Origin of the sequence: Nesterenkonia sp. E16_10 (genome assembly GCF_017347085.1) — a bacterium.
GTDB lineage: Bacteria > Actinomycetota > Actinomycetes > Actinomycetales > Micrococcaceae > Nesterenkonia.
In genome coordinates this window covers 1-19,854 of sequence record NZ_JADPSA010000019.1, presented here as the reverse complement: position 1 = coordinate 19,854, position 19,854 = coordinate 1, and the positions used below count along the sequence as shown (strand labels likewise).

Here is a 19,854-nt window from a genome sequence, read left to right as displayed (position 1 = left end):
ACGCCGGCAGCCTCAGCGAGGCGACATGTTCTGTGTGGTGGAGCGTGCGGTCTGGGCGCCCCAGAGCTGGGTCCTCGTGTAGGTCGCTGTCGGCGACTCGGCGAGCAGTACCGCGCCGGCGAAGACCCCCAGGGTGACCAGGAAGAGCGCCAGTCCGATCAGGCCATAGGTGCTGAGCCATGCTGAGATGTTCACGGTGAACACGGCCGCGGCGGCCGTGGCCAGCAGCACCAGAACGCCGTTCCTGCGCCGCGCGCCATGGAGGGTCAGGCGCCAACCGCCCTGGGCGAGGGTGACCAGCACGATGCCGCCCAGGTTGGCGATCATTGCGACCCAGACCGGGTGGGTGCCGAGGAAGAAGTCTGTGGCGCTGAACCCTGATAGGGCGTACCAGCCGAGTCCCGCGCTGAAGCCGGCGAGCAGCGCGGTCAGGGCCGCAGATCGGGTGGCGAGCGGCCAGAAGAACGCCGCGAGCACCGGAGCGAAGGTGGCGCCGTTGCGCAGCGTCCAGGCCATCACGTTCCACCAAGCAGACTCCTCGGCACGCATGAGCGCGAAGAGCACCATGACGACGGTTAGCCCCACCAGCGCGATCCGGGTGTAGCGCACCAGCTCCACCTGGGTCGCTGCGGGACGCAGCGCGCTGCCGAGGTCCCGGCCCAGCGACGTCGCTCCGGAGAACTGGCAGGGCCCCGCCCAGCCCAGGGCGCAGGCCCACAGGCCCACGAAGAAGACGGCTGCTGCCCACGCGGGCAGCGCCCCGGAGATGTACTCCGCGATGGCGACCAGCGGCAGCGCAGCATCCGGGACCACGATCGAGGCGGCGACGCCGACGACGATTCCGAGCAGGATCAGGGGCAGACCGATGATCGCCGCGAGGAACAGGCCCTTCTGGCCATCCTCCGGGGTGCGGGCCGACATGGACATCTGGAAGGCGGCCTGGGCGAGCGGGACATTGACGATGAAGGTGCCGAACCAGGCGACGATCAGCGAGACTCCCGCGTTGGAGATGTCGAACATCTGGGGCCGTTCCTCTGCCAGGGTCTCGAGGCCGCTGGGACCTGGTGAGACCAAGAAGGCCCAGATTCCGACGAGGAACATCACGAAGATCATCGCGACGTTCATGGTCTGGCTGAACGCCACGGAGCGCATCCCGCCGAAGGTGAGGAACGCCAGCAGGATGATCGCGGTGAGCGCGATGCACTGCCACAGAGGGATCTCGGTGACCGCGAAGAGGGCGGAGGCGAAGGCGATGCTGGTCGCCACCGAATACATCGGGAAGGTCAATCCGGTGATCACCGAGCTGATGGCCTGGGCGCCCCGGCCGAAACGGTCCCCGATGATCCCGGTGACCGTCACCACGAGCTTCTCGCGCAGCGGCTTGACCAGCAGAAGGGCGATCAGCAACACCTGTACCGTCTCGGCCACGCCGTACCAGACCGCAGAAATTCCTGTCCGGTAGCTCAGTTCCACGATGGCGATGTAGGAGGAGCCGGAGAACAGTCCTGTGATGCAGAAGGCCACGGTCCACGGGGTGAAGCTGCGACCGCTGACGAAGAATCCTCCGCGCCCTGAGCGGCCCACCGCCATGCGGCTGCCCAGTATGAGCCATGCCGTGTAGGCGAGTGCCAGGCCGATGGTCCAGAGTCCGACCGTCGTCACGCGCTCACCCCGATCTGCGCCGCCGGGGCATCGGCGTTGATGACCTCAAGGACCAGGTCCCCGGGATCGAGGTGTCCGTGGACCTCGTATCCCCAGGCCCGGTTGGCCAGTGCTTCCGCCATGTCAGGGGAGTTTCTGCGGACGAACGCCCACGCCACGTCAAGGTCGATGTGAGCGTCGCGCAGCAGGTTGATCGCGGGGCAGATGTGTTCGGCGCGGCGGGCGAAATCCGTCAGGACGGCGGGATCCTTCTCGGCGGTCTCCACGACGACCTGGAGTCGGTACACGTAGAAGTAGGGCTGGACGTCCGCCTGGCCGGCCAGACCTCGGGTGTCCTGGCGTGCGAGGGTATAGGTGGAGATGTCGGTGAGGGGAAGGTCGAGCCTGCGGGCCAGCTGTTCCACCGCCACAGCGATGCAGCTGTTCACACCTGCGACGAGGTACTCCATCGGCGAGGGGCCCTGATCGCTGCCGCCTCGCACCTCGGGCTGGTCTGAGACGAAGCCGAAGCTGCGGACGGTCAGTTCGGTCTGCACCGGGCCTGACCATCTGCCGGCGACCCGCAGCGTCTTGGACGAGGTGCGCAACGGTGCCTCGGTGTACCGCGGATTCTGTCGGATCTGTGGTTCACGAGAGGACGCTTCGGGCATGGGACATCTCACCTTTCATCGATCCTGGCGGTAGCACCTGCTCATCCCGAAGGATGGGGTTGCTGCGACGTCATGGAGCCAGGTCTCTCAGTCGCTCTGGATGATGCGTTCTGTGCTGCAACTTAGGGGTTGGCCCAGGAAGATGCAAACCGAGGAGGCGGAGCAGAGATGCAGTCCGGCGGAGGACGACGAGGGTGTGCGCGACTCAGAACAGGTGTGGCATCTCCTGACGGAGCTTCTCCTCCAGCAGCGGCGCCATGGATTCCACGTAGTGGTTTGAAAGGTGACTCTTGTCGTAGTAGACCGCGATGTTGCCGATCACCGCGGGGCAGATCTGCTCGAAACACAGGTGCTCGGTCATGTCCACGGTGAACAAGTCCTCGGGCAGGTTGGTTTCGGTGAGCGGGTTGGTGTCCCGGTAGCTGATCGGGTCCATCCCGCAGGCCTCGGCGTCCGCCTCCTGGGCGAGACACTCCGCCACCGAGTCCTCACGCCGTGGGGTCCCGCGCATCACCAGCACCTCGGAGCCGCGGTCCATGATCTGTTGCCATTTCTGCGGGGCCCCCGGCGGGATGCTCTCCGGGCTGTCGTCGTTGGGCACCCGGGTGCCGGCGGTGAACACCAGGTCCGGTTCACGTTCGGAGACCACGTCGAGCAGGTTGAGGTTCCATTCGTGGCACTGGTCGTTCTCGGGGTCCGAGGCCTCCGTGAAGATGCAGGCCGACTTATCGGCGATCAGCAGCTCCCAGTTGTTCTGCGCCGCCAACATCCTCCAGGCGTGGTGCCACTGCCCCGCATGTGAGCCTCCGGTGACCATCACGGTCAGGTCCGGGTCAGCGGGTCTGTCGGGGTCTTCGCAGACCAGAACCTCACCGCGGCCGGGCCCGTCGCCGATTTCCTGTCGGCATCCCCAGCCGTAGTAGTCCGGCCGGCTCTGCGCCAGTGTCTGCGGATCGGGGACGAAGTCCACGTTCCTCGGGGCTTCGGTGCCGGCCAGCGTGGCCAGTGCTCCCGGATAGTCCCGATGATCAAGCTCGGCCAGGGAGGGGGCCTCGCTGCGCTGGAGGTCGATCTGGTGGATGGCGTAGCTGCTCGCGGAGCCGCCGATCAGCAGCACCGTCGCCGCCATCGCCAGGGGCACTCGCGGGGAGATGCGGGCGGAGACGCGGGTCACCGGGCGCTCGACCCACCGGTGGGTCAGCACCGCCAGCATCAGAGAGGCGGCCAGAACGATCAGAGCCCCACGGACCCCGAGTGCAGGCCGGTCCCTGATCTCGAGGTAGAAGATCAGCAGCGGCCAGTGCCAGAGGTAGAGGGCGTACGCGCGATCCCCGAGCCAGGTGAAGAGGGGCGCCGAGAGCGCTCGGGTCGCCGTCGTGGCGGAGTCCTTCGCTCCGCCCTCGGGACCTGCGGCGGCCAGGACCAGCGACAGGCCCAGCAGCGGCCATAGCGCCCACGGGCCGGGGAACAGCGCCGCGCCGTCGAGCACGAATCCGGTGGTGATGATGAGGGCGACGCCGCCCCAGCCGGCCGGTCGGCGCCAGCGGCGCGGCAGCGTCAGGGTGGAGCCCAGCAGCGCCAGCAGCCCGCCGAAGCCGAGTTCCCAGAAGCGGGTCCGCGTCATCAGATACGCGTCGTCCTGACTGGCCCCGCCCATGTAGACGGCGTAGCCGAACGAGGCCAGGACGATGAGACCGGTCATCACCCCCATGACCAGGATCGGACTGCGTCCAGCCCGTCTGGCCAGGAGCACTGCTGCCAGCGCGACCAGGGGCCAGAGGAGGTAGAACTGGCCCTGCACGGAGAGCGACCAGAAGTGCTGGAAGGGACTCGTCTCTGGACCGGCGGCCCCGTAGGTCAGCTGCGAGCGGATCAGCTCGAGGTTCTCGAAGTAGAGCAGGGAGGCTCGGGCCTCGGCCAGAAGCTGAGCATGCCGAGTCTCTGGGAAGAGGAGCAGCCCGGCCAGGGTGGTGACCAGGATGACCAGCGCCGCCGGCGGAAGCAGCCGTCTCGCGAGCCGTGCCAGGTACCGGCCCACGCGGATCGTGCCGCCGCTCTCGACTGCTTCGCGCAGCAGCATGGCGGTGAACAGGAACCCGGAGATCGCCAGGAAGATATCGATGCCGCCGGAGACTCTGCCCGCGCCGAAGAGGTGGAAGAGCACCACTCCGAGGATCGCGAGGCCGCGCAGACCGTGGATCTCGGGTCGGTAGCGGCGTTCCGGACCCGCCCAGGCGGAGTGGCGGTCAGCGGTCGGAGCGTGACCGCTCGCGGGTGGGGGTTGGCGCACAATGGTCCTGCCTGGATCGATCCTGAGGTGCTGAGGCATTGGCCGCAAGGGTCACCAGGCCCAAGAGCTGTGACTTAGTGCACCTCAAGTGGTTCGATTGTGCAACTTCAGGCCGATGGTCGCATGACGCGCTGAGCAGGAATGAGTGACTCCTCCTCAGCGCTCAGCCAGACCAGAGAACTGACCTGGCCCGCAGGGTGCCGAGTCTGTCTGTCGGCCCGCTGGTTACGGCGTGGCCCCCGCTTGATACCGACCCAGGGTGGCGTCGCGGAACTCGTAGAACCGGCCCTGTTCGATGCTGGCCCGGATGTCGTCGACCATCTTGATCGTGTAGTGCTCGTTGTGGATCGTGCACAGCGTGTTGTAGAGCATCTCCTTGGCCTTGAACAGGTGATGCAGGTAGGCCCGGGTGTAGTTCGCGCAGGTGTAGCAGCTGCATTCCGCATCGATGGGCGAGAAGTCCCGTTTGAAGCGGGCCTGCGGAATGTTGTAGCGCCCGTCGGGGTGATAGACCCGCCCGGTGCGCGCCACCCGGGAGGGCGAGACGCAGTCGAAGGTATCCGCGCCGTTCTCGATCGCGGTGAAGAAGTCCTCGGGCTCGGAGATGCCCAGCAGGTGGCGTGGCTTGTTCTCCGGGAGCTCCTCGGCCATCCAGCCCACGATGGTCCCGAGGTTCTCCTTGTCCAGGGCCCCGCCGATTCCGAAGCCGTCGAAGCTCTGCCCCTCGATCTCCATGGCGCCCAGATCCTTGGCGGCCTTGCGGCGCAGATCCTCATACTGGGCCCCCTGCAGCACCCCGAAGAGCGCCTGGTAGGGGCGGTGGCTGCGCTCGGAGGTGAGGCTGCGATGCGCCGAGAGGCAGCGCTCGGCCCACAGCCGGGTGCGCTCCAGGGAGGTCTCCTGGTACTCGCGGGTGTTGAACAGGGTGGTCAGCTCGTCGAAGGCGAAGATGATGTCCGCGCCGATCTCGTGCTGCAGACGCATCGAGATCTCGGGGGTGAATCGGTGGGTGGAGCCGTCGATATGGGACTTGAAGGTCACGCCGTCATCGTCCACCAGCGCCAGACGCACCTTCTTCGGGGCCACGGCCGCGTCGTCGGGGACCACTGAGGAGTCCATGGTGATGACCTTCTTGAATCCCGCGCCCAGGCTCATCACCTGGAACCCGCCGGAGTCGGTGAAGGTGGGCAGCGGCCAGTTCATGAATCGGCCGAGTCCGCCGGCGGCGTCGATCACGTCGGTGCCCGGCTGCAGGTTCAGGTGATACGCATTGGCCAGGGCCGCCTGGGCCCCGATCTCGAGCATCTCCTCGGGGCGCACGGTCTTGATCGTGGCCTTGGTCGCCACCGGGATAAACGCCGGGGTCTTGATCTCCCCGTGGGGCGTGCGGATGGTGCCGGTGCGGCCCAGTGCCCCCTCGATCCGGGACTCGACCTCGAAGCTGAAGGACTCGCGGTTCGCCTGCGGGTGGACGGCGTCCTGGTGTGGGGCCTTTTCCTGCGGAGCTTTCTCCTGTGGAGCTTTTTCCTGCGGAGCGGCGGAGGGGGTCTCGGTGTTCAGCTGATTCGGCACCCGCCCAGTCTAGGCCAGGGTCCTATGCTTATCCGGTGCCTGCTCTCTCCGCCCTGACCACCGCCCTGACCTCGAGGCTCGCGCGCGTCTGGCGCGAAGCCGCGCTGATCCTCCCCGGGATCGCGCTGGCGCTGATCATCGCGATCGCCGCCCATCGGCTGATCGCCGAGCTGATCCCAGTGGTCTCCGGACTGCTGATCGCCGTCCTGGCCGGGATCGCGCTGCGCAGCCTGGGCTGGGTGCCGGCCTGGGCGGAGCGGGGCCTCGGCTGGGGAGCCAAGAAGCTGCTCCGCGCGGGCATCGTGCTGCTCGGGCTCCAGCTCGCGCTGGGAGACCTGCTCGGCCTGGGCTGGCAGGTGCTCGCCGTCGTCGTGGTCACCGTCGGGGTGACCTTCTTCGGCATGCTCGGTCTGGGGCGGCTGCTGGGCGCCCCGCGGGGAATGACCACGCTGCTGGCCACCGGCACGGCGATCTGCGGCGCCTCGGCGGTGGCCGCCGCCGCAGCCGCGATCGACCGCGGCGACGGCAAGGACGACGACGGCGCCCCGGTGCAGTCCGCGGCCGCGGCCGCGGTCGCCGTGGTCACCCTCTACGGCACCCTGGCGCTGCTCGCCCTGCCCGCGCTGGGAGCTCTGCTGGGCCTCGGTGAGGAACAGCTCGGTGTCTGGATCGGCGCCAGCATCCACGAGGTGGGGCAGGTGGTCGCCGCCGGGGGAGTCGTCGGTGCCGCGGCCCTGGCCACCGCGACCCTGGTCAAGCTGGCCCGGGTGGTGCTGCTGGCGCCGGTGGTGGCCGGGATCAGCCTGGCCGGGCGTCGTCGTCGCATCACCGCCGACCATCAGGGCGCCGGGAACCGGCCACCGCTGATCCCGCTCTTCGTGCTCGGATTCCTGGCGATGATGCTGCTGCGCTCGGTGACCGAGCTGCCCGCACCCACCCTGGACTTCGCAGCGGACGTGACCACGATGCTGCTGACCACCGCAATGGTCGGCGTCGGGGCCTCGGTGGACCTGCGACGACTGCTGCGTGAGGGTGGTCCCGCGCTGCTGCTCGGCGCCGGCGGCACGGTCCTGGCGGTGGGGACCGGGCTGGGTTCGGTGCTGCTGCTGGTGAGCTGATCTCGACACTCATTCGAAACTATGTTCGAATAGCTTCATGAGGTGGCAGGGACAGGCAGTGCAAGAGGGTGAGGGCGCGGCTCTCATCCCGCTCAAGGGGCTGATGCGCTCGGTGCGCACCCCGGAGTTCGAAGGCGTGACCTTCCACGAGGTGGCAGCGAAGACCGCGCTCAACAAGGTGCCTGGTCAGTCGAACATGCCGTTCTCCTGGACCGTGAACCCCACCCGGGGATGCCTCCACCAGTGCGTCTACTGCCTGAGCCCAGAGACTCTGATTCTCATGGCGGACGGCCGTCAGAAGCTGCTGCGCAACGTCCTGGTGGGCGACACCGTCGTCGGCACCGAGTTTGACGGCAAGTACCGCCGGTTCGTCCGCTCTGAGGTGTCTGCGAAATGGGGGACGGAGAAGCCTGCGTTCCGCGTCACGCTCCGTGATGGGACGGAGATCGTGGCCAGCGGGGATCATCGGTTCCTGACAGAGCGTGGGTGGAAGTACGTGGCTCGGCCAGAGGATGGGTCGCAGCGCCCCACTCTGACTGTCAACAACCGACTTATGGGATTCGGCCTTGGCATGTCTCCCGAGCTGTATTCAGCGCCGGAGCCGACAGCGGTCGAGGCGAGGCTGTGGGGAAGTCTCGTGGAAACCAGTGAGGCCCTGGGCATCACTGGGATCGAAGCATTGGGCCGAAGTGAGCCTCTGATCGACATGACGACCAGCACCGGCGACTTCATCGCCAACGGGGTGATCAGTCACAACTGCTTCGCGCGGAAGACCCACGAGTATCTCGACCTCGACGCGGGCCGGGACTTCGACACGCAGATCATCGTGAAGACCAACGTCGCCGAGGTCCTCCGCGCCGAGGTGAATCGGCCCTCGTGGAAGCGCGAGCACGTGGCGCTGGGGACCAATACCGATCCATATCAGCGCGCCGAGGGCCGCTACCGGCTGATGCCCGGAATCATCCGGGCGCTCGCCGATTCCGGGACGCCGTTCTCCATTCTGACCAAGGGGCCGCTGCTCAAGCGCGACCTTCCGCTGCTCCAGGAGGCGGCCAAGCAGGTGCCGGTCTCTGTGGCAGTCTCCCTGGCAGTCATGGACCCGGAGCTTCAGCAGAAGGTGGAGCCGGGAACGCCTGACCCGCGGGCGCGATTGAACCTGATCCGCTCCATCACCGATGCCGGGCTGGACTGTTCCGTGCTGGCCATGCCGATCCTGCCCTGGCTCACCGACGGCGAGGAGCGCATCGACACCCTGCATGCGGCACTTGCCGAGGCCGGCGCCAGCTATGTCACCACCGGCGCGCTGCACCTGCGTCCCGGCGCCCGCGAGTGGTTCATGGCGTGGCTGGCCCGAGAGTATCCCGCCCTGGTGGCGAAGTACCGCCGGATCTACGGCGGAGGCTCCTACGCGTCGAAGGAATACCGGCACTGGCTGGCCGACTCCGCGCGCGCCGCCCGGGGTCGTCACGGCTTCGACAAGCCCGCAGACCTGATGTGGCGCGAGCGCAAGGACCCGGACTCCCCGGCGCCCAGTGGGGCGGCGACGAATCAGGCGGCGTCCAACCAGCGGGTGCCCCACCAGGGGGCGCTGACCACCGCCGCCGCGGCGCCGAGTCAGCCGGCGCTCTTCTGACGGCCCCTATCCCGTAGTCTGGTTTGCATAAGCAACTAAAGCGACGGATGGGTGTCTGCTCGATCCTCGCACCGACGCCTCAGGAGTGCCCATGACGTTCACCCACGCCGAGACCTTCACCACCCGGCCCACGCTGGAGGGCCACTTCGGGATGACGGCGTCCACGCACTGGCTCGCCACCGCCTCCTCGCAGGCGGTGTTGGAACGCGGCGGCAACGCCTTCGACGCGTCGGTAGCCGGGGCCTTCGTGCTGCACGTGGTGGAGCCGCACCTCAATGGCCCAGGCGGTGACATGGTCGGGATCTTCGCCACCGCGGGGGAGCCTTCGAGCCCGCAGGTGCTCATGGGTCAGGGGCCGGCGCCTGCCGGAGCCCTGATCCAGCACTACCGGGCGCTCGGACTCGAGAACGTCCCCGGCGCCGGTGCGCTCGCAGCCGCCGTCCCGGCCGCCGTCGACGCCTGGTTGGTGCTGCTGCGCGATCACGGGACCTGGGACCTCGCCGAGGTGCTCGACTTCGCCATCGGCTACGCGGAGCAGGGGCACCCGATCCTGCCCGGTGCGGCGCGAGCGATCCGCGCCGTCGCCGAGCTCTTCCAGGAGCACTGGCCCACCTCGGCGGCGCTGTGGATGCCTGAGGGCAAGGTCCCCGAGCCGGGGCAGATCGTGCGCAACCCCGAGTACGCGCTGGTGCTGCGCGAACTCGTCGCCGCCGGTGAGGGCGCCTCGGGGCGGGTCGCGCAGATCGAGGCGGCACGGCGGGAGTGGAAGACCGGACGGGTCGCCCAGGCGGCGGCGGAGTTCGTCAAGACCCCGCACCGGCACTCCGACGGCGGGGACTACTCCGGGGTGATCACCGCCGAGGACTTCGCCTCGCACAGCGCCGGCTACGAAGACCCGGTGTCCATCGAATTCCGCGGATACACCATCGCGAAGTCCGGCCCCTGGGGCCAGGGGCCCGCGCTGCTGCAGGCGCTGAAGATCCTCGAGGGCTACCCGGACGAGCAGCTGGATCCCGGCACCGAGGCCGGCGCCCACCTGATCCTGGAGGCGCAGAAGCTGGCCCTGGCCGACCGTGACACCTACTACGGAGATGTCCCGGTGGACCTGGAGCACCTGCTCTCCGAGGACTACGCCGCCCAGCGCCGCGGCTTGATCAGCGAGCGGGCCTCTGCTGAGTTCCGCCCGGGCGAGGTTCCCGGGGTGGAGCAGGTGCTGCCGGCCCTGGTGCACATCTCCGATGCGGCCACGGGCGCCGGAGTCGGAGAGCCGACGGTGTCCAGGTCAGGGGAGACCAAGGGTGATACCTGCCATCTGGACGTGGTGGACCGCTGGGGCAACATCGTCTCGGCGACCCCCTCCGGCGGATGGCTCCAGTCCTCGCCGGTGATCGAAGGGCTCGGCTTCTGCCTGGGCACCCGGCTGCAGATGACCTGGCTGGACGAGCGCTCCGCCTCACGGCTGGAACCGGGCAGGCGTCCGCGCACCACGCTCACGCCCACGCTGGTGATCAAGGACGGCGCCCCGCTGATCGCCCTGGGCACCCCCGGCGGAGACCAGCAGGATCAGTGGCAGCTGCCGATGCTGCTGCGCATGCTCATCGGCGGGCACACCGCCCAGCAGGCCATCGATGCTCCAACCCTGCATACGACGTCGATGCCCGGTTCCTTCTGGCCACGCGCCTGGGAACCCGGCGGGGCCGTGGTGGAGGACCGACTCGGAGCAGAGCTCATCGAGGGGCTGCGCCGACGCGGACACCAGGTGACCGCGGCCGGAGACTGGGCGCTGGGTCGGCTCTCCTGCGTCACGCGGGACCCTGAGACCGGGCAGCTGCGCGCCGCCGCCAACGCGCGCGGCGCCCAGGGCTACGCGGCGGGACGATGACGATGGCGGCGGACACGCGGGCCCCTGGTGCGGAGGCCGCGGACTTTGACAGGATGACCCCATGAGCATCATCAAGATCAACGCCATCACCGTCCCTGCCGACTCCGGCGACGAGCTTGGCAAGCGGTTCGCCGCCCGCCGCGACTCCATGGAGGGCACCGAAGGCTTCGAAGGGTTTGAACTGCTCGAGCCCACCGATGACCGCACCACCTGGCTGGTCATCACCCGATGGGCCAGCGAGGAGGCCTTCGAGAACTGGCGCACCTCGCAGGACTTCCAGAGGTCGCACAGCGGTGCCGAGGCGTCTGCAGGTGAGGCGCCGAAGAAGCCCGTGGGCATGTCCGCAGAGCTCTGGAGCTACACGACCTCGGTGACCGGCTAGGTGGAACCGGTGGGATGCTGGTAATCTAAATCGGTCAGTTGCTCGAGGAACTCGGTTCCTCGAATTGCACAGCTGGCGGGCCTCCGTAGCTCAGGGGATAGAGCGTTGGTTTCCGGTACCAAAAGTCGTGGGTTCGATTCCCGCCGGGGGCACAGAGAGAAATCAGGCCCGCATTCTTGTCACGACAAGGATGCGGGCCTTTTTCGTGCCTGTGGACAGCGGAGCTGGAATCGACTCGCTGCCACCACCTCGGCCACGTGGCCGGCATGTCAGAGGGTCATGAGAGTCTCAGGACTGTCAGGAAGAACGCGGGCGGGACGCCGCTGCTGCCACCCGCGGCCCCTGATCTGAGCCCCAGTCTCCCAACAGATCGGACACCGATTGCTATGAGCATCGAGAACTCCTCCGCACCGGGAACAGCGGAAGACGCCGCCGCAGACCTGATCGCCCAACTCGCTCACCGGGATCAGGTGGACAAGGCGGGCAATCCCTACATCGACCACCCTCGGCGCGTGGCCGGGATCGTGCGAGCCCATGGCTATGGACCCCCGTACAGCACCGTCGCGCTGCTGCACGACGTCGTCGAGGACACCGAGGTGACGCTGGCGGACCTGCGAGCCGTCTTCGGCCCCACCGTCAGCGAGCCCGTGGACAACCTGACCCGCCGAGAAGCGGAGGCCCCCGAGGACTACTACGCCCGGGTCCTGCTCAGCGAGGTGTCCCTGGTGGTCAAGCATGCCGACATCCAGGACAACACCTCTGCGGAGCGGCTCGCCGCGCTGTACTCGGCGACACAGCAGCGGCTCACCGCAAAGTACGCCAGCGCCGTGACGCACCTGGGCGGACCGAAGCTCCGCTCGGGGGATTCAGAACCCCTCTAGGCTGGAACCATGACTTCCGCATCCCCGTCCACCGAAGACGACGAGCGCGGATCCAGATCCAAGCGGCGGCGCACCTCGGCCGCCGCCGGCGAGCTCGCCGAGACGGCCAGCGGCAGAGCATCCGAGGAACGGGCCCGTGAGCTGGAGGAGCGCTGGGAAGACCGGCTGGCCTGGCCGGTGCTCATCGCCGCCGTGATCTCGGTGCCCGCCGTCTTCCTCACGCTGCTGGATGAGCCGTTCGAGATGATCGGGCACGTGGGGCTCTGGGTCACCAGCGTGGTCCTGATCTTCGAGACCATCGTGCTGTTCCTGGTCTCGCCGAAGAAGATCGACTGGCTGCTCCGCAACTGGTGGCTCGTGGGGCTGAGCCTGCTCGTCATCGTCGGGGTGGTCTTCAGCATCGGCCCGATGCAGCTGCTTCGTCTGCTGCGCAGCGTCGGTGCGCTGCGGGTGCTGCGCGCCAAGCAGGTGGCCAAGGCGGGCCACTCGCTGCAGAACGTGGGAGCATCGCGGTGGTGGCGGCGCCTGGGCACGATCCTGGCCACATTCGTGGTGACCGCCTTCGTCGTGGTGGCGCTCGTGGATCCTGAGTCCCCGGCACGGTCGTTCTTGGATGACCTGGTCGGCGAGGAGTGGGCCATCCCCGCCGCCATCGGCGCCGGCCTGCTGCTCTTCGGTGCGACCTACCTCCTGGTGCGTCGGCCCCGCGGCGAGGATGACGAGAACAATGATCATGGTCGCGCCGCCGTCACCACTGCGCAGCGCGGGGGCAGGACGTGAAGATTCTGCATCACGCAACGTCTAGGCTGGCAATATGGCCGAAGACGTGAGTTCGAACCACATCGCTTATGGCGTCGCCTTTGGCGTCCCGTTTGGCGCGATCATCGGGATGGTCGTCTTCGACAATATCGGCATCGGCGTTGCTTTCGGTCTGGCCATCGGTATCGCCCTCGCGGCGGGCTTCAGCGAGGACAGCAAGAAAAGGAATAAGGACGAGAATCCCGAGGGCACGTCCTAGAAGGCCAAATCATCCACATCAAGAGCAGTGGTGCTTTGATAAGACAGACCGTCGGGTATCCGAGTAGCGTGAAGCTATGGATGAGCCGCTTTGGATGCTTTGGGCCGCAGGTCTATTTCTGATTGTCGGTGGCATTGTGTTGTTCATCCACCGCGATCGCGCGGCAAAGCTCATCCGTCGCAGTACCCCCTTCGTGGGAGACAAAGAGATTCTGCCCCCGGAGGGCTCCTTCCTGATACTGCCCGCCATCATGGCTCCACCCATGGGTGTCTTCTTCCTCTTCTACGCGGCGCACCGGACCTTCGGTTGGTGGGCAGGGTAGACGGGCCCCGGCAGCCGGGCCCGCCAGCGTCTCCAGCGGCGCTGTTCGTCGGACGAGCTCAGCCCACGTAGAGCTGCCAGGCGTGACCATCCGGATCCGCCACGATCGATTCGAAGCCCCAGGGTTGGTGGGTGGGCGCGCTCAGCTGCGTGCCTCCGGCTGCCTGGAGGCGGTCGGTCATCGTGCTGACCTGATCGGCGTCGGTGAGTGCGATCCCCAAGAGGCATTCGCTGAGCCCGGCGGGGGAGAGTCCGCGGTCACCGAGGACCCAGTCGAGTCCCTCCGTGGGGACCAGGCAGAGGTAAGCCTCCCCGGACAGCCGAAACTGCAGCGGCTCGGGGAGGCCGTCCTGTGCCGCCTCGCCCACAGGGTCGAGACCAAGACCCTCCCGGTAGAACCGGTGGGAGCGGCCTCGGTCGGCGATCGGCAGGGTGATGGTGAACGGTGACGGCATGGGTAGGGATCCTTCCTGCTTGGCAGATGTGCTGTCGGGACTGCGGGGTCAGGCCCGAGCGGAGGCCGGCAGCACCTCCTCCAGCCGTGCATAGCTGCTCTCTATCCCGTCGGTCAGGCCGGTCCCGAGCACCATGTCCCGGACCTCCGCGCTGGGATAGGTGATGATCAGAGTGAGCAGCGTGCCGCCCTCGATCGGCGTCAGCGTCTGTTCATTGATGTTGGGTTCCCCGGGGACGCCTTCCATGGATTCGGTGGTGACCTCGCGGTAGGGCTCCTCCAGCTCGAGGAGCTCACCGTAGAGCGCGAATCCCCCGGAGCCGTCCTCCTCCTTCTCCCAGGCGAAGCGGTAGCTGTCTCCCACCGTGGTCGCGACCTGGCAGTCCGACATCCGCCAGCCGTCGGGTCCGAGCAGCCAGCGGCGCAGCAGATCGGGATCGAGGTGTGCATGCCGGACCTGCGCCGGGGTGCCGCGGATGACCCGGCTGATGCGCACCTTGGTGTCGGTGAGCACCTGGGTCTTGACGCCGCTGCCGGCGGCGAAGGAGGTCAGGTCCTGCAGGACCGCGTCCATCTGGCCCAGAGCGGAGGTCATGCCCTCCTCCATGCCCATCTCGAGCAGCTGCTGATAGTCCGCAGCGGAGTTGAACCAGGTCTTCGAGATGAGCCTGGACCCCTGGTGGGTCTCCTCGAAGACCAGGCGCAGGCGCATCGCCGGCATCGCAGGATCCGGAGTGCCGAACTCATCGGCGAAGCCGTCGGTGACCTCGAAGGAGCGCCCGGGATCCATCGCGAGGCACTCCCAGTAGCCGGCGGCTCGGGTGCCGTCGGGTCCGGTCATCCAATAATGCGAACGTCCCCCGGGGTGGAAGTCGTGGCGGGTGAAGGTGGCTGGCCAGTCGGTGGGCCCCCAGAACCGCTCGAGCTGGCGGGGGTCGGCGTGCGCGTCCCAGAGTCGTTGGACCGGCACGGGGAAGTCCGCGACCACGGTCATGGTCAATGCATCGGTGTCCTTGGTGATCGAGGTGATAGGCATGACGAGCCTTTCTGCTGTCAGTGCTTCTTGCTGCTCTCTTCGGTGGGTGTCTCCGCCAGCACGGTGTCGAGGCGGGAGATGCGGCCCTGCCAGATGAGCGCGTACTCATCGAGCAGTGCCTGGGCTTCACGGATGGTGTGGGGGTTGCCGCGGACCAGGCGTTCGCGCCCCTGCTGGCGCTTGGTCACCAGATCGGCGTTTTCCAGGACGCTGATGTGCTTCTGTACGGCAGCGAAGGACATCTCGTAGAGCGCGGCCAGCGCGGAGACGGAGGCCTCCTCGCCGAGGGTGCGACGGACGATGTCCCTGCGAGTGGCGTCTGCCAGGGCCCGGAAGACCCGGTCCACCTGGGCGTCACCGGGGGGCGTTGAAGACTCAGGACGTATAACCATTTGGTTGTAGATTAGGACTGGCCGATGCTCAGGTCAAGGGTTCTGCACCGTGTGATTTCTCCGATTCCTCCCGCAGCACCTGCAGTGCCGCGGCGACCAGCTCCTCACCTGCGCGGTCCTGTCTCACATGAGCCACGATCCGACGCTGCACGGTGGGATTGCGCAGGGCCCGCACCACGGTGCCGCGCGGAAGATCGCGCAGCGCGAGGTGGGGGAGCACCGTGATCCCCAGTCCGGCGGCCACCAGGGAGAGGGCGGCATTGTGATCATCCAGTCTGGCGGCGAACTGGGGCACGAACCCCGCAGCCTGAGCGGCGGTGCGGATCATCCGCCCATTGGGGCTGTCCTTGATGTCATGGTCCACCCACATCTGATCGCTGAGCTCGTGGACCTCCACGGTCTCCGAGTCCGCCAGCGGGTGGTCTTCAGGCAGGACGACGGCGAAATCCTCGTGCCGCAGCAGGTGACGCAGATAGCCCTTGAAATGCTCTTCGGGCTCCAGCGGGGATTCATTGCGGATGTCGATGTCCACCGGGTGCCCGGTCTTCTCCGCGTAGGGCTCATTGAGGCTGATCTGCACGGTGAGCTCCGGGTCCCTGGCACGCAGGGTGGCCACCACCTGAGGAAGCCATTCCTTCGCGGCGGAGGTGAAGCTGGCCAGCGTCAGATGGCTGGACCGCCCCCGGCGCAGAGCCTCCACCAGGCGGTCCAGCTCATCGAACTCCCGCAGCACGGTGGTGCTTCCCTGGGCCAGTGTCAGAGCGGAGGAGGTCGGCGTCAGTCCTCGACCGCTGCGCTCAAAGAGCTTCAGCCCGGTCTCTTGCGCGAGGATGCTCATATGTTGACTCACCGTGGCGGGGGAGTAGTGCAGACTGCGCGCGGCTCCCTGGATCGAGCCGGTGGCGATCACCGATTGCAGCACGCGCAGCCTGTGGGGATTCAACATGGCACCAGTATCTCCCGATTCGTCGATGCCGAACAGTTCTATGTTTTTATCTGCTTGTCCTGATTGATGCGGTGTCCCAGGATGGTGCTGTGACACTTTCCAGCTACCTCGGTCTCCTCGCCGTCTCTGCCGTCCTGGCCATCACCCCGGGACAGGACACGATGCTGTCGCTGCGCAACGCGCTGCTCTCGCGCCGGGCCGGCCTCGGTGCCGCGACGGGATCCTCCGTGGCGGCGCTGATCTGGGCGGCACTGGCCGCCACCGGCCTGGCGGCGCTGTTCCAGGCCTCCCCGGTGGCATATGAGCTGCTGAGCCTGATCGGTGGGCTCTACGTGATCTTCCTCGGCGTCCGCGCGGTGCGCAGCGCGCGGATCACCTTGCGGGCTCACCGGCTGGCCCGGTCTGAGATCGGGGTTCCCGCCCTGGTCGGTGGGCCCTATGATCCCAAGCCGCCTGCTGCGCCCGCTGCGCCACGGTCCGCGGGACGGCGGCCGCGCCGTGCCATCACCAGCTTTCGCGGCACCTTCCTGATCGGGCTGGCAAGCTGCATGACCAACCCGAAGGTCGGCCTGTTCTTCCTGGCACTGTTCCCGCAGTTCACGCCGGTCGGGGCATCCCCAGCCTTCGCGATCGGCGTGCTCGGCGGCACGGTGGCCGCCAGCATGTGGCTCTACCTGATCGGCGTCGTCCTGCTCGTGGACGCGGCGAACACCTGGCTCTCCAACCCGGTGGTCACCGGTCGCCTCGAGATGGGCAGCGGCCTGACCCTCGCCGGGCTCGGCGTCTACCTCAGCGTCACCGGCGTGCTCGGACTGCTGGGCTGAAGCGCCCAGCGATCGGCCTCAAGGCACATGCCGGGCGAGACCCGGCTCCCGGGGTCGACCCCGTAGACTGTTCCGGTGACTCCCGAAGAACTCTCCACCGTTGTCAAGAGCGTGCTCGCCGAGGCTGTCGAAGCCGGTGAGCTGAGCGTCGATCTCCCCGAGAACGTCGTCATCGAACGCCCCAAGAATCGCGAGCACGGCGACTGGGCCACCACCGTCGCCCTGCAGCTGGCCAAGAAGGCCGGAATGCCCCCGCGTGGGTTCGCCGAGATCCTCGGCGCCCGGCTGGAGCAGGCGCCTGGCATCGAGCGCATCGAGATCGCCGGCCCCGGATTCATCAACATCACCGTGGACTCCGCCGCGGCCGGCGAGCTGGCCCGCACCATCGTCGAAGCCGGCGACACCTTCGGGCACAACACCGCGCTGGCCGGGCGCAGCGTCAACGTCGAATTCGTCTCCGCGAACCCGACCGGGCCGCTGCACATCGGGCACACCCGATGGGCCGCCCTCGGCGACGCGATCGGCAGGCTGCTGCGGGCCTCCGGCGCCACGGTCACCAACGAGTACTACGTCAACGACGCCGGCAACCAGATGAACGTCTTCGGCCACTCGGTGCTCTCCCGGATCCACGGCGAAGCCGTCCCCGAGGGCGGCTACCCCGGTGACTACATCATCGAGCTCGCCCAGGAGATCCTGGCCGCCCGCCCCGACGTCAAGGACCTGCCCCGGGACGAGGCGCTGCCGATCGTGCGCGAACTGGGCTACCAGGCGCAGATGGGTCAGATCAAGGACACGCTGACCGCCTTCGGCGTGCACTTCGACGTGTTCTACTCCGAGCAGGCGCTGCACGCCGAGGGCAAGGTCGCCGCCGCCGTGGAGACGCTGCGCGAGCAGGGCCACATCGAGGACCGCGACGGCGCCGTCTGGCTGCGCACCACCGACTTCGGCGACGACAAGGACCGGGTGCTCTTCAAGGCCGACGGCGAGCCCACCTACTTCGCCGCCGACGCCGCCTACTACCTCTCCAAGCGCGAGCGCGGCTTCACCGAGAAGATCTACCTGCTCGGCGCGGACCACCACGGCTACGTCTCCCGGCTCAAGGCCATCGCCGCCTGCGCCGGAGACGATCCGCAGCGCAACATCGAGGTGCTCATCGGGCAGCTGATGTCGATCCGCGGAGCAAAGCTCTCCAAGCGAGCCGGCAACATCATCGCGCTCACCGACCTCATCGAATGGCTCGGCACCGATGCGCTGCGCTACACCCTGGCCCGGTTCCCCGCGAACTCCCCGATCGACGTGGACCCGGAGCTGCTGCAGTCCCGGACCAATGACAACCCGGTCTTCTACGTCCAGTACGCCCACGCCCGATCCCGCAACGCCGCGCGCAACGCCGAGGCCGCCGGGGTCCAGCGGGACGGCTTCGACGCCGGCCTGCTGACCCATGAGACCGAGGAGGAGCTGCTCTCCCAGCTGGGGCGCTTCACCTCCGTGGTCGCCTCGGCCGCCGAGCTGCGCGAACCTCACCGGGTGGCGCGCTACCTGGAATCCCTGGCCAGCGCCTACCACGGCTGGTACGCCGTGTGTCGGATGGCGCCCAGCGTCAGCCCCGACGGCGTCCAGGACCCGGTCACCGACCTCAACCGCACCCGGCTCTGGCTCAACGACGCCACCGCTCAGGTGCTGCGCAACGGACTGGCGCTGCTCGGCGTCACCGCACCCGAAAGGATGTGAACCCTCATCACGACTCCCGGCTCACCCACGTCCCACCCCACTTCGGGGAACTCCGCACTGGAGAACCCCACCCTGCACGCGCACCCGCTGGCCCCGGAGTGGCTGACCGCCCGCCGGGACACCGACGATCTCGAGGCCGCGCTGCTTCCGGCCGACGCGCACCGCGACGCCGAGGGTCGTCTGGTCATCGGCGGAGTCGACGTGGAGACCCTCGCCGCCCAGCATGGCACTCCGCTCTATGTGCTCTCCGAGGCGGACTTCCGGGCCCGAGCCCGCAGCTTCCGCGAGGCCTTCAGCGCCGCCTTCGCCCCAGAGGCCGAGGTGGACGTGTTCTATGCCGGCAAGGCCTTCCTGAGCACCCATGTCGCCGGTTGGGCCGTGCAGGAGGGCCTCTGCGTGGACACCGCTTCCGGCGGCGAGCTCGCCCTCGCCCTGGCCGGTGGGGTTCCGCCGGAGAAGATCGGGCTGCACGGGAACAACAAGTCCGACGGCGAGATCCAGCGCGCCCTGGACGCCGGGATCGGTCGGATCATCGCCGATTCCCTGGATGAGCTGGAACGGATCTCCAGGCTCGCCGTGGCGGCCGGCACCCGCGCTCCGGTCATGCTGCGGCTGACCCCCGGCGTGCACGCCTCCACCCACGAATACATCGCCACCGCGCACGAGGATCAGAAGTTCGGCCTCTCGCTGACCCCGAGCGCGCCCGGCCCAGACGGTGCGCCGAGCCCAGACGCTGCGCCCGGCCCAGACGCAGACGGCGCCCACTCGACGCCGGCCAACCCCTACCTCGGATCCCCAGCCTGGACCGCGGCATCGCGCGCCCTTGAGCTTCCCGGGGTCGAGCTGCGCGGCATCCACGCCCATATCGGCTCGCAGATCTTCGAACCCGCCGGTTTCGAGCTGGCGGCGCAGAAGCTCATCAGCTTCCTGGCCAGCCTGCATGCGGCCTACGGCGTGGAGCTGCCGGAGCTCGACCTCGGCGGCCAGCGGGACGCCCTCGATCGCCAGGAAGAACCAGATGCCGTAGACCAGCGCGGCCATCGCCCCGGCATAGCCCATCGG

19 protein-coding genes, 1 tRNA gene and 1 riboswitch are annotated in these 19,854 nt (G+C 67.9%); of the genes, 12 read left to right on the top strand and 8 right to left on the bottom strand.

The features are described 5' to 3' along the window. Window positions 1–12: 12 nt before the first annotated feature. From I2487_RS05955 to tgt, 4 genes are all read right to left on the bottom strand, one after another. On the bottom strand, window positions 13–1,662 hold the full coding sequence (locus I2487_RS05955; RefSeq protein ID WP_207171122.1) for a sodium:solute symporter family transporter: 1,650 nt from the start codon (window positions 1,660–1,662) through the stop codon (window positions 13–15). Continuing rightward, the gene (locus I2487_RS05950) at window positions 1,659–2,312 is read right to left on the bottom strand and encodes an OsmC family protein (protein ID WP_207171123.1); all 654 of its coding nucleotides are present in this window, start codon (window positions 2,310–2,312) and stop codon (window positions 1,659–1,661) included. Before I2487_RS05950 ends, I2487_RS05955 begins: the two co-directional genes overlap by 4 nt. A 12-nt stretch (window positions 2,313–2,324) precedes the next feature. Next, window positions 2,325–2,419: riboswitch (SAM riboswitch) on the bottom strand. Window positions 2,420–2,517: 98 nt separating this feature from the next. Next, window positions 2,518–4,602 carry an acyltransferase family protein gene (locus I2487_RS05945; protein ID WP_207171124.1) on the bottom strand — a complete coding sequence of 695 codons (2,085 nt, stop codon included), beginning with the start codon at window positions 4,600–4,602 and terminating at the stop codon, window positions 2,518–2,520. Between the two features lie 225 nt (window positions 4,603–4,827). Then, complete coding sequence (tgt, locus tag I2487_RS05940) at window positions 4,828–6,174, bottom strand: tRNA guanosine(34) transglycosylase Tgt (RefSeq protein WP_345941344.1); 1,347 nt, start codon at window positions 6,172–6,174, stop codon at window positions 4,828–4,830. Window positions 6,175–6,209: 35 nt separating this feature from the next. Here tgt and I2487_RS05935 point away from each other — a divergent pair, with 35 nt between their 5' ends. The 9 genes from I2487_RS05935 (at window position 6,210) to I2487_RS05895 (ending at window position 13,410) form a co-directional block, all read left to right on the top strand. Further along, the gene (locus I2487_RS05935) at window positions 6,210–7,292 is read left to right on the top strand and encodes a putative sulfate exporter family transporter (RefSeq protein ID WP_207171125.1); all 1,083 of its coding nucleotides are present in this window, start codon (window positions 6,210–6,212) and stop codon (window positions 7,290–7,292) included. A 37-nt stretch (window positions 7,293–7,329) separates the two neighbouring features. Further along, a complete protein-coding gene (locus tag I2487_RS05930; protein WP_207171126.1) occupies window positions 7,330–8,925 on the top strand; it encodes an Rv2578c family radical SAM protein in 1,596 nt (531 codons plus the stop codon). A 91-nt stretch (window positions 8,926–9,016) separates the two neighbouring features. Next, the gene (locus I2487_RS05925) at window positions 9,017–10,807 is read left to right on the top strand and encodes a gamma-glutamyltransferase family protein (protein ID WP_207171127.1); all 1,791 of its coding nucleotides are present in this window, start codon (window positions 9,017–9,019) and stop codon (window positions 10,805–10,807) included. A gap of 61 nt (window positions 10,808–10,868) precedes the next feature. After that, window positions 10,869–11,189 (top strand): antibiotic biosynthesis monooxygenase family protein, encoded by a 321-nt coding sequence (locus tag I2487_RS05920; RefSeq protein ID WP_207171128.1) that lies wholly within the window; start codon window positions 10,869–10,871, stop codon window positions 11,187–11,189. A 79-nt stretch (window positions 11,190–11,268) separates the two neighbouring features. After that, window positions 11,269–11,341, top strand: a tRNA-Arg gene (locus tag I2487_RS05915). A gap of 234 nt (window positions 11,342–11,575) precedes the next feature. Next, on the top strand, window positions 11,576–12,070 hold the full coding sequence (locus I2487_RS05910) for an HD domain-containing protein (protein WP_207171129.1): 495 nt from the start codon (window positions 11,576–11,578) through the stop codon (window positions 12,068–12,070). A 9-nt stretch (window positions 12,071–12,079) separates the two neighbouring features. Continuing rightward, window positions 12,080–12,850 (top strand): hypothetical protein, encoded by a 771-nt coding sequence (locus I2487_RS05905; protein WP_255545989.1) that lies wholly within the window; start codon window positions 12,080–12,082, stop codon window positions 12,848–12,850. Between the two features lie 34 nt (window positions 12,851–12,884). Next, window positions 12,885–13,088 carry a glycine zipper domain-containing protein gene (locus I2487_RS05900; RefSeq protein ID WP_207171130.1) on the top strand — a complete coding sequence of 68 codons (204 nt, stop codon included), beginning with the start codon at window positions 12,885–12,887 and terminating at the stop codon, window positions 13,086–13,088. Window positions 13,089–13,164: 76 nt separating this feature from the next. Beyond that, on the top strand, window positions 13,165–13,410 hold the full coding sequence (locus tag I2487_RS05895) for a hypothetical protein (protein ID WP_207171131.1): 246 nt from the start codon (window positions 13,165–13,167) through the stop codon (window positions 13,408–13,410). A gap of 58 nt (window positions 13,411–13,468) precedes the next feature. Here I2487_RS05895 and I2487_RS05890 read toward each other — a convergent pair whose 3' ends face one another. The 4 genes from I2487_RS05890 to I2487_RS05875 are packed head-to-tail and all read right to left on the bottom strand — an operon-like array spanning window position 13,469 to window position 16,237. Continuing rightward, on the bottom strand, window positions 13,469–13,864 hold the full coding sequence (locus tag I2487_RS05890) for a VOC family protein (RefSeq protein ID WP_207171132.1): 396 nt from the start codon (window positions 13,862–13,864) through the stop codon (window positions 13,469–13,471). Between the two features lie 48 nt (window positions 13,865–13,912). Then, window positions 13,913–14,899: an SRPBCC family protein gene (locus tag I2487_RS05885; RefSeq protein WP_207171133.1), complete on the bottom strand. Its 987-nt coding sequence runs from the start codon at window positions 14,897–14,899 to the stop codon at window positions 13,913–13,915. 17 nt (window positions 14,900–14,916) lie between these two features. Further along, window positions 14,917–15,291 carry an ArsR/SmtB family transcription factor gene (locus I2487_RS05880; RefSeq protein ID WP_207171134.1) on the bottom strand — a complete coding sequence of 125 codons (375 nt, stop codon included), beginning with the start codon at window positions 15,289–15,291 and terminating at the stop codon, window positions 14,917–14,919. A 28-nt stretch (window positions 15,292–15,319) separates the two neighbouring features. Continuing rightward, complete coding sequence (locus tag I2487_RS05875) at window positions 15,320–16,237, bottom strand: LysR family transcriptional regulator (RefSeq protein ID WP_207171135.1); 918 nt, start codon at window positions 16,235–16,237, stop codon at window positions 15,320–15,322. A gap of 89 nt (window positions 16,238–16,326) precedes the next feature. Between I2487_RS05875 and I2487_RS05870 the strand changes: the two genes are divergently transcribed. The 3 genes from I2487_RS05870 to I2487_RS05860 form a co-directional block, all read left to right on the top strand. Then, the gene (locus I2487_RS05870; protein WP_207171136.1) at window positions 16,327–17,061 is read left to right on the top strand and encodes a LysE family transporter; all 735 of its coding nucleotides are present in this window, start codon (window positions 16,327–16,329) and stop codon (window positions 17,059–17,061) included. A 75-nt stretch (window positions 17,062–17,136) separates the two neighbouring features. Beyond that, window positions 17,137–18,792: an arginine--tRNA ligase gene (gene argS, locus I2487_RS05865; protein ID WP_207171137.1), complete on the top strand. Its 1,656-nt coding sequence runs from the start codon at window positions 17,137–17,139 to the stop codon at window positions 18,790–18,792. 201 nt (window positions 18,793–18,993) lie between these two features. After that, window positions 18,994–19,854 (top strand): diaminopimelate decarboxylase family protein (locus I2487_RS05860; protein ID WP_518523702.1); only part of this gene is annotated, 861 nt, incomplete at its 3' end.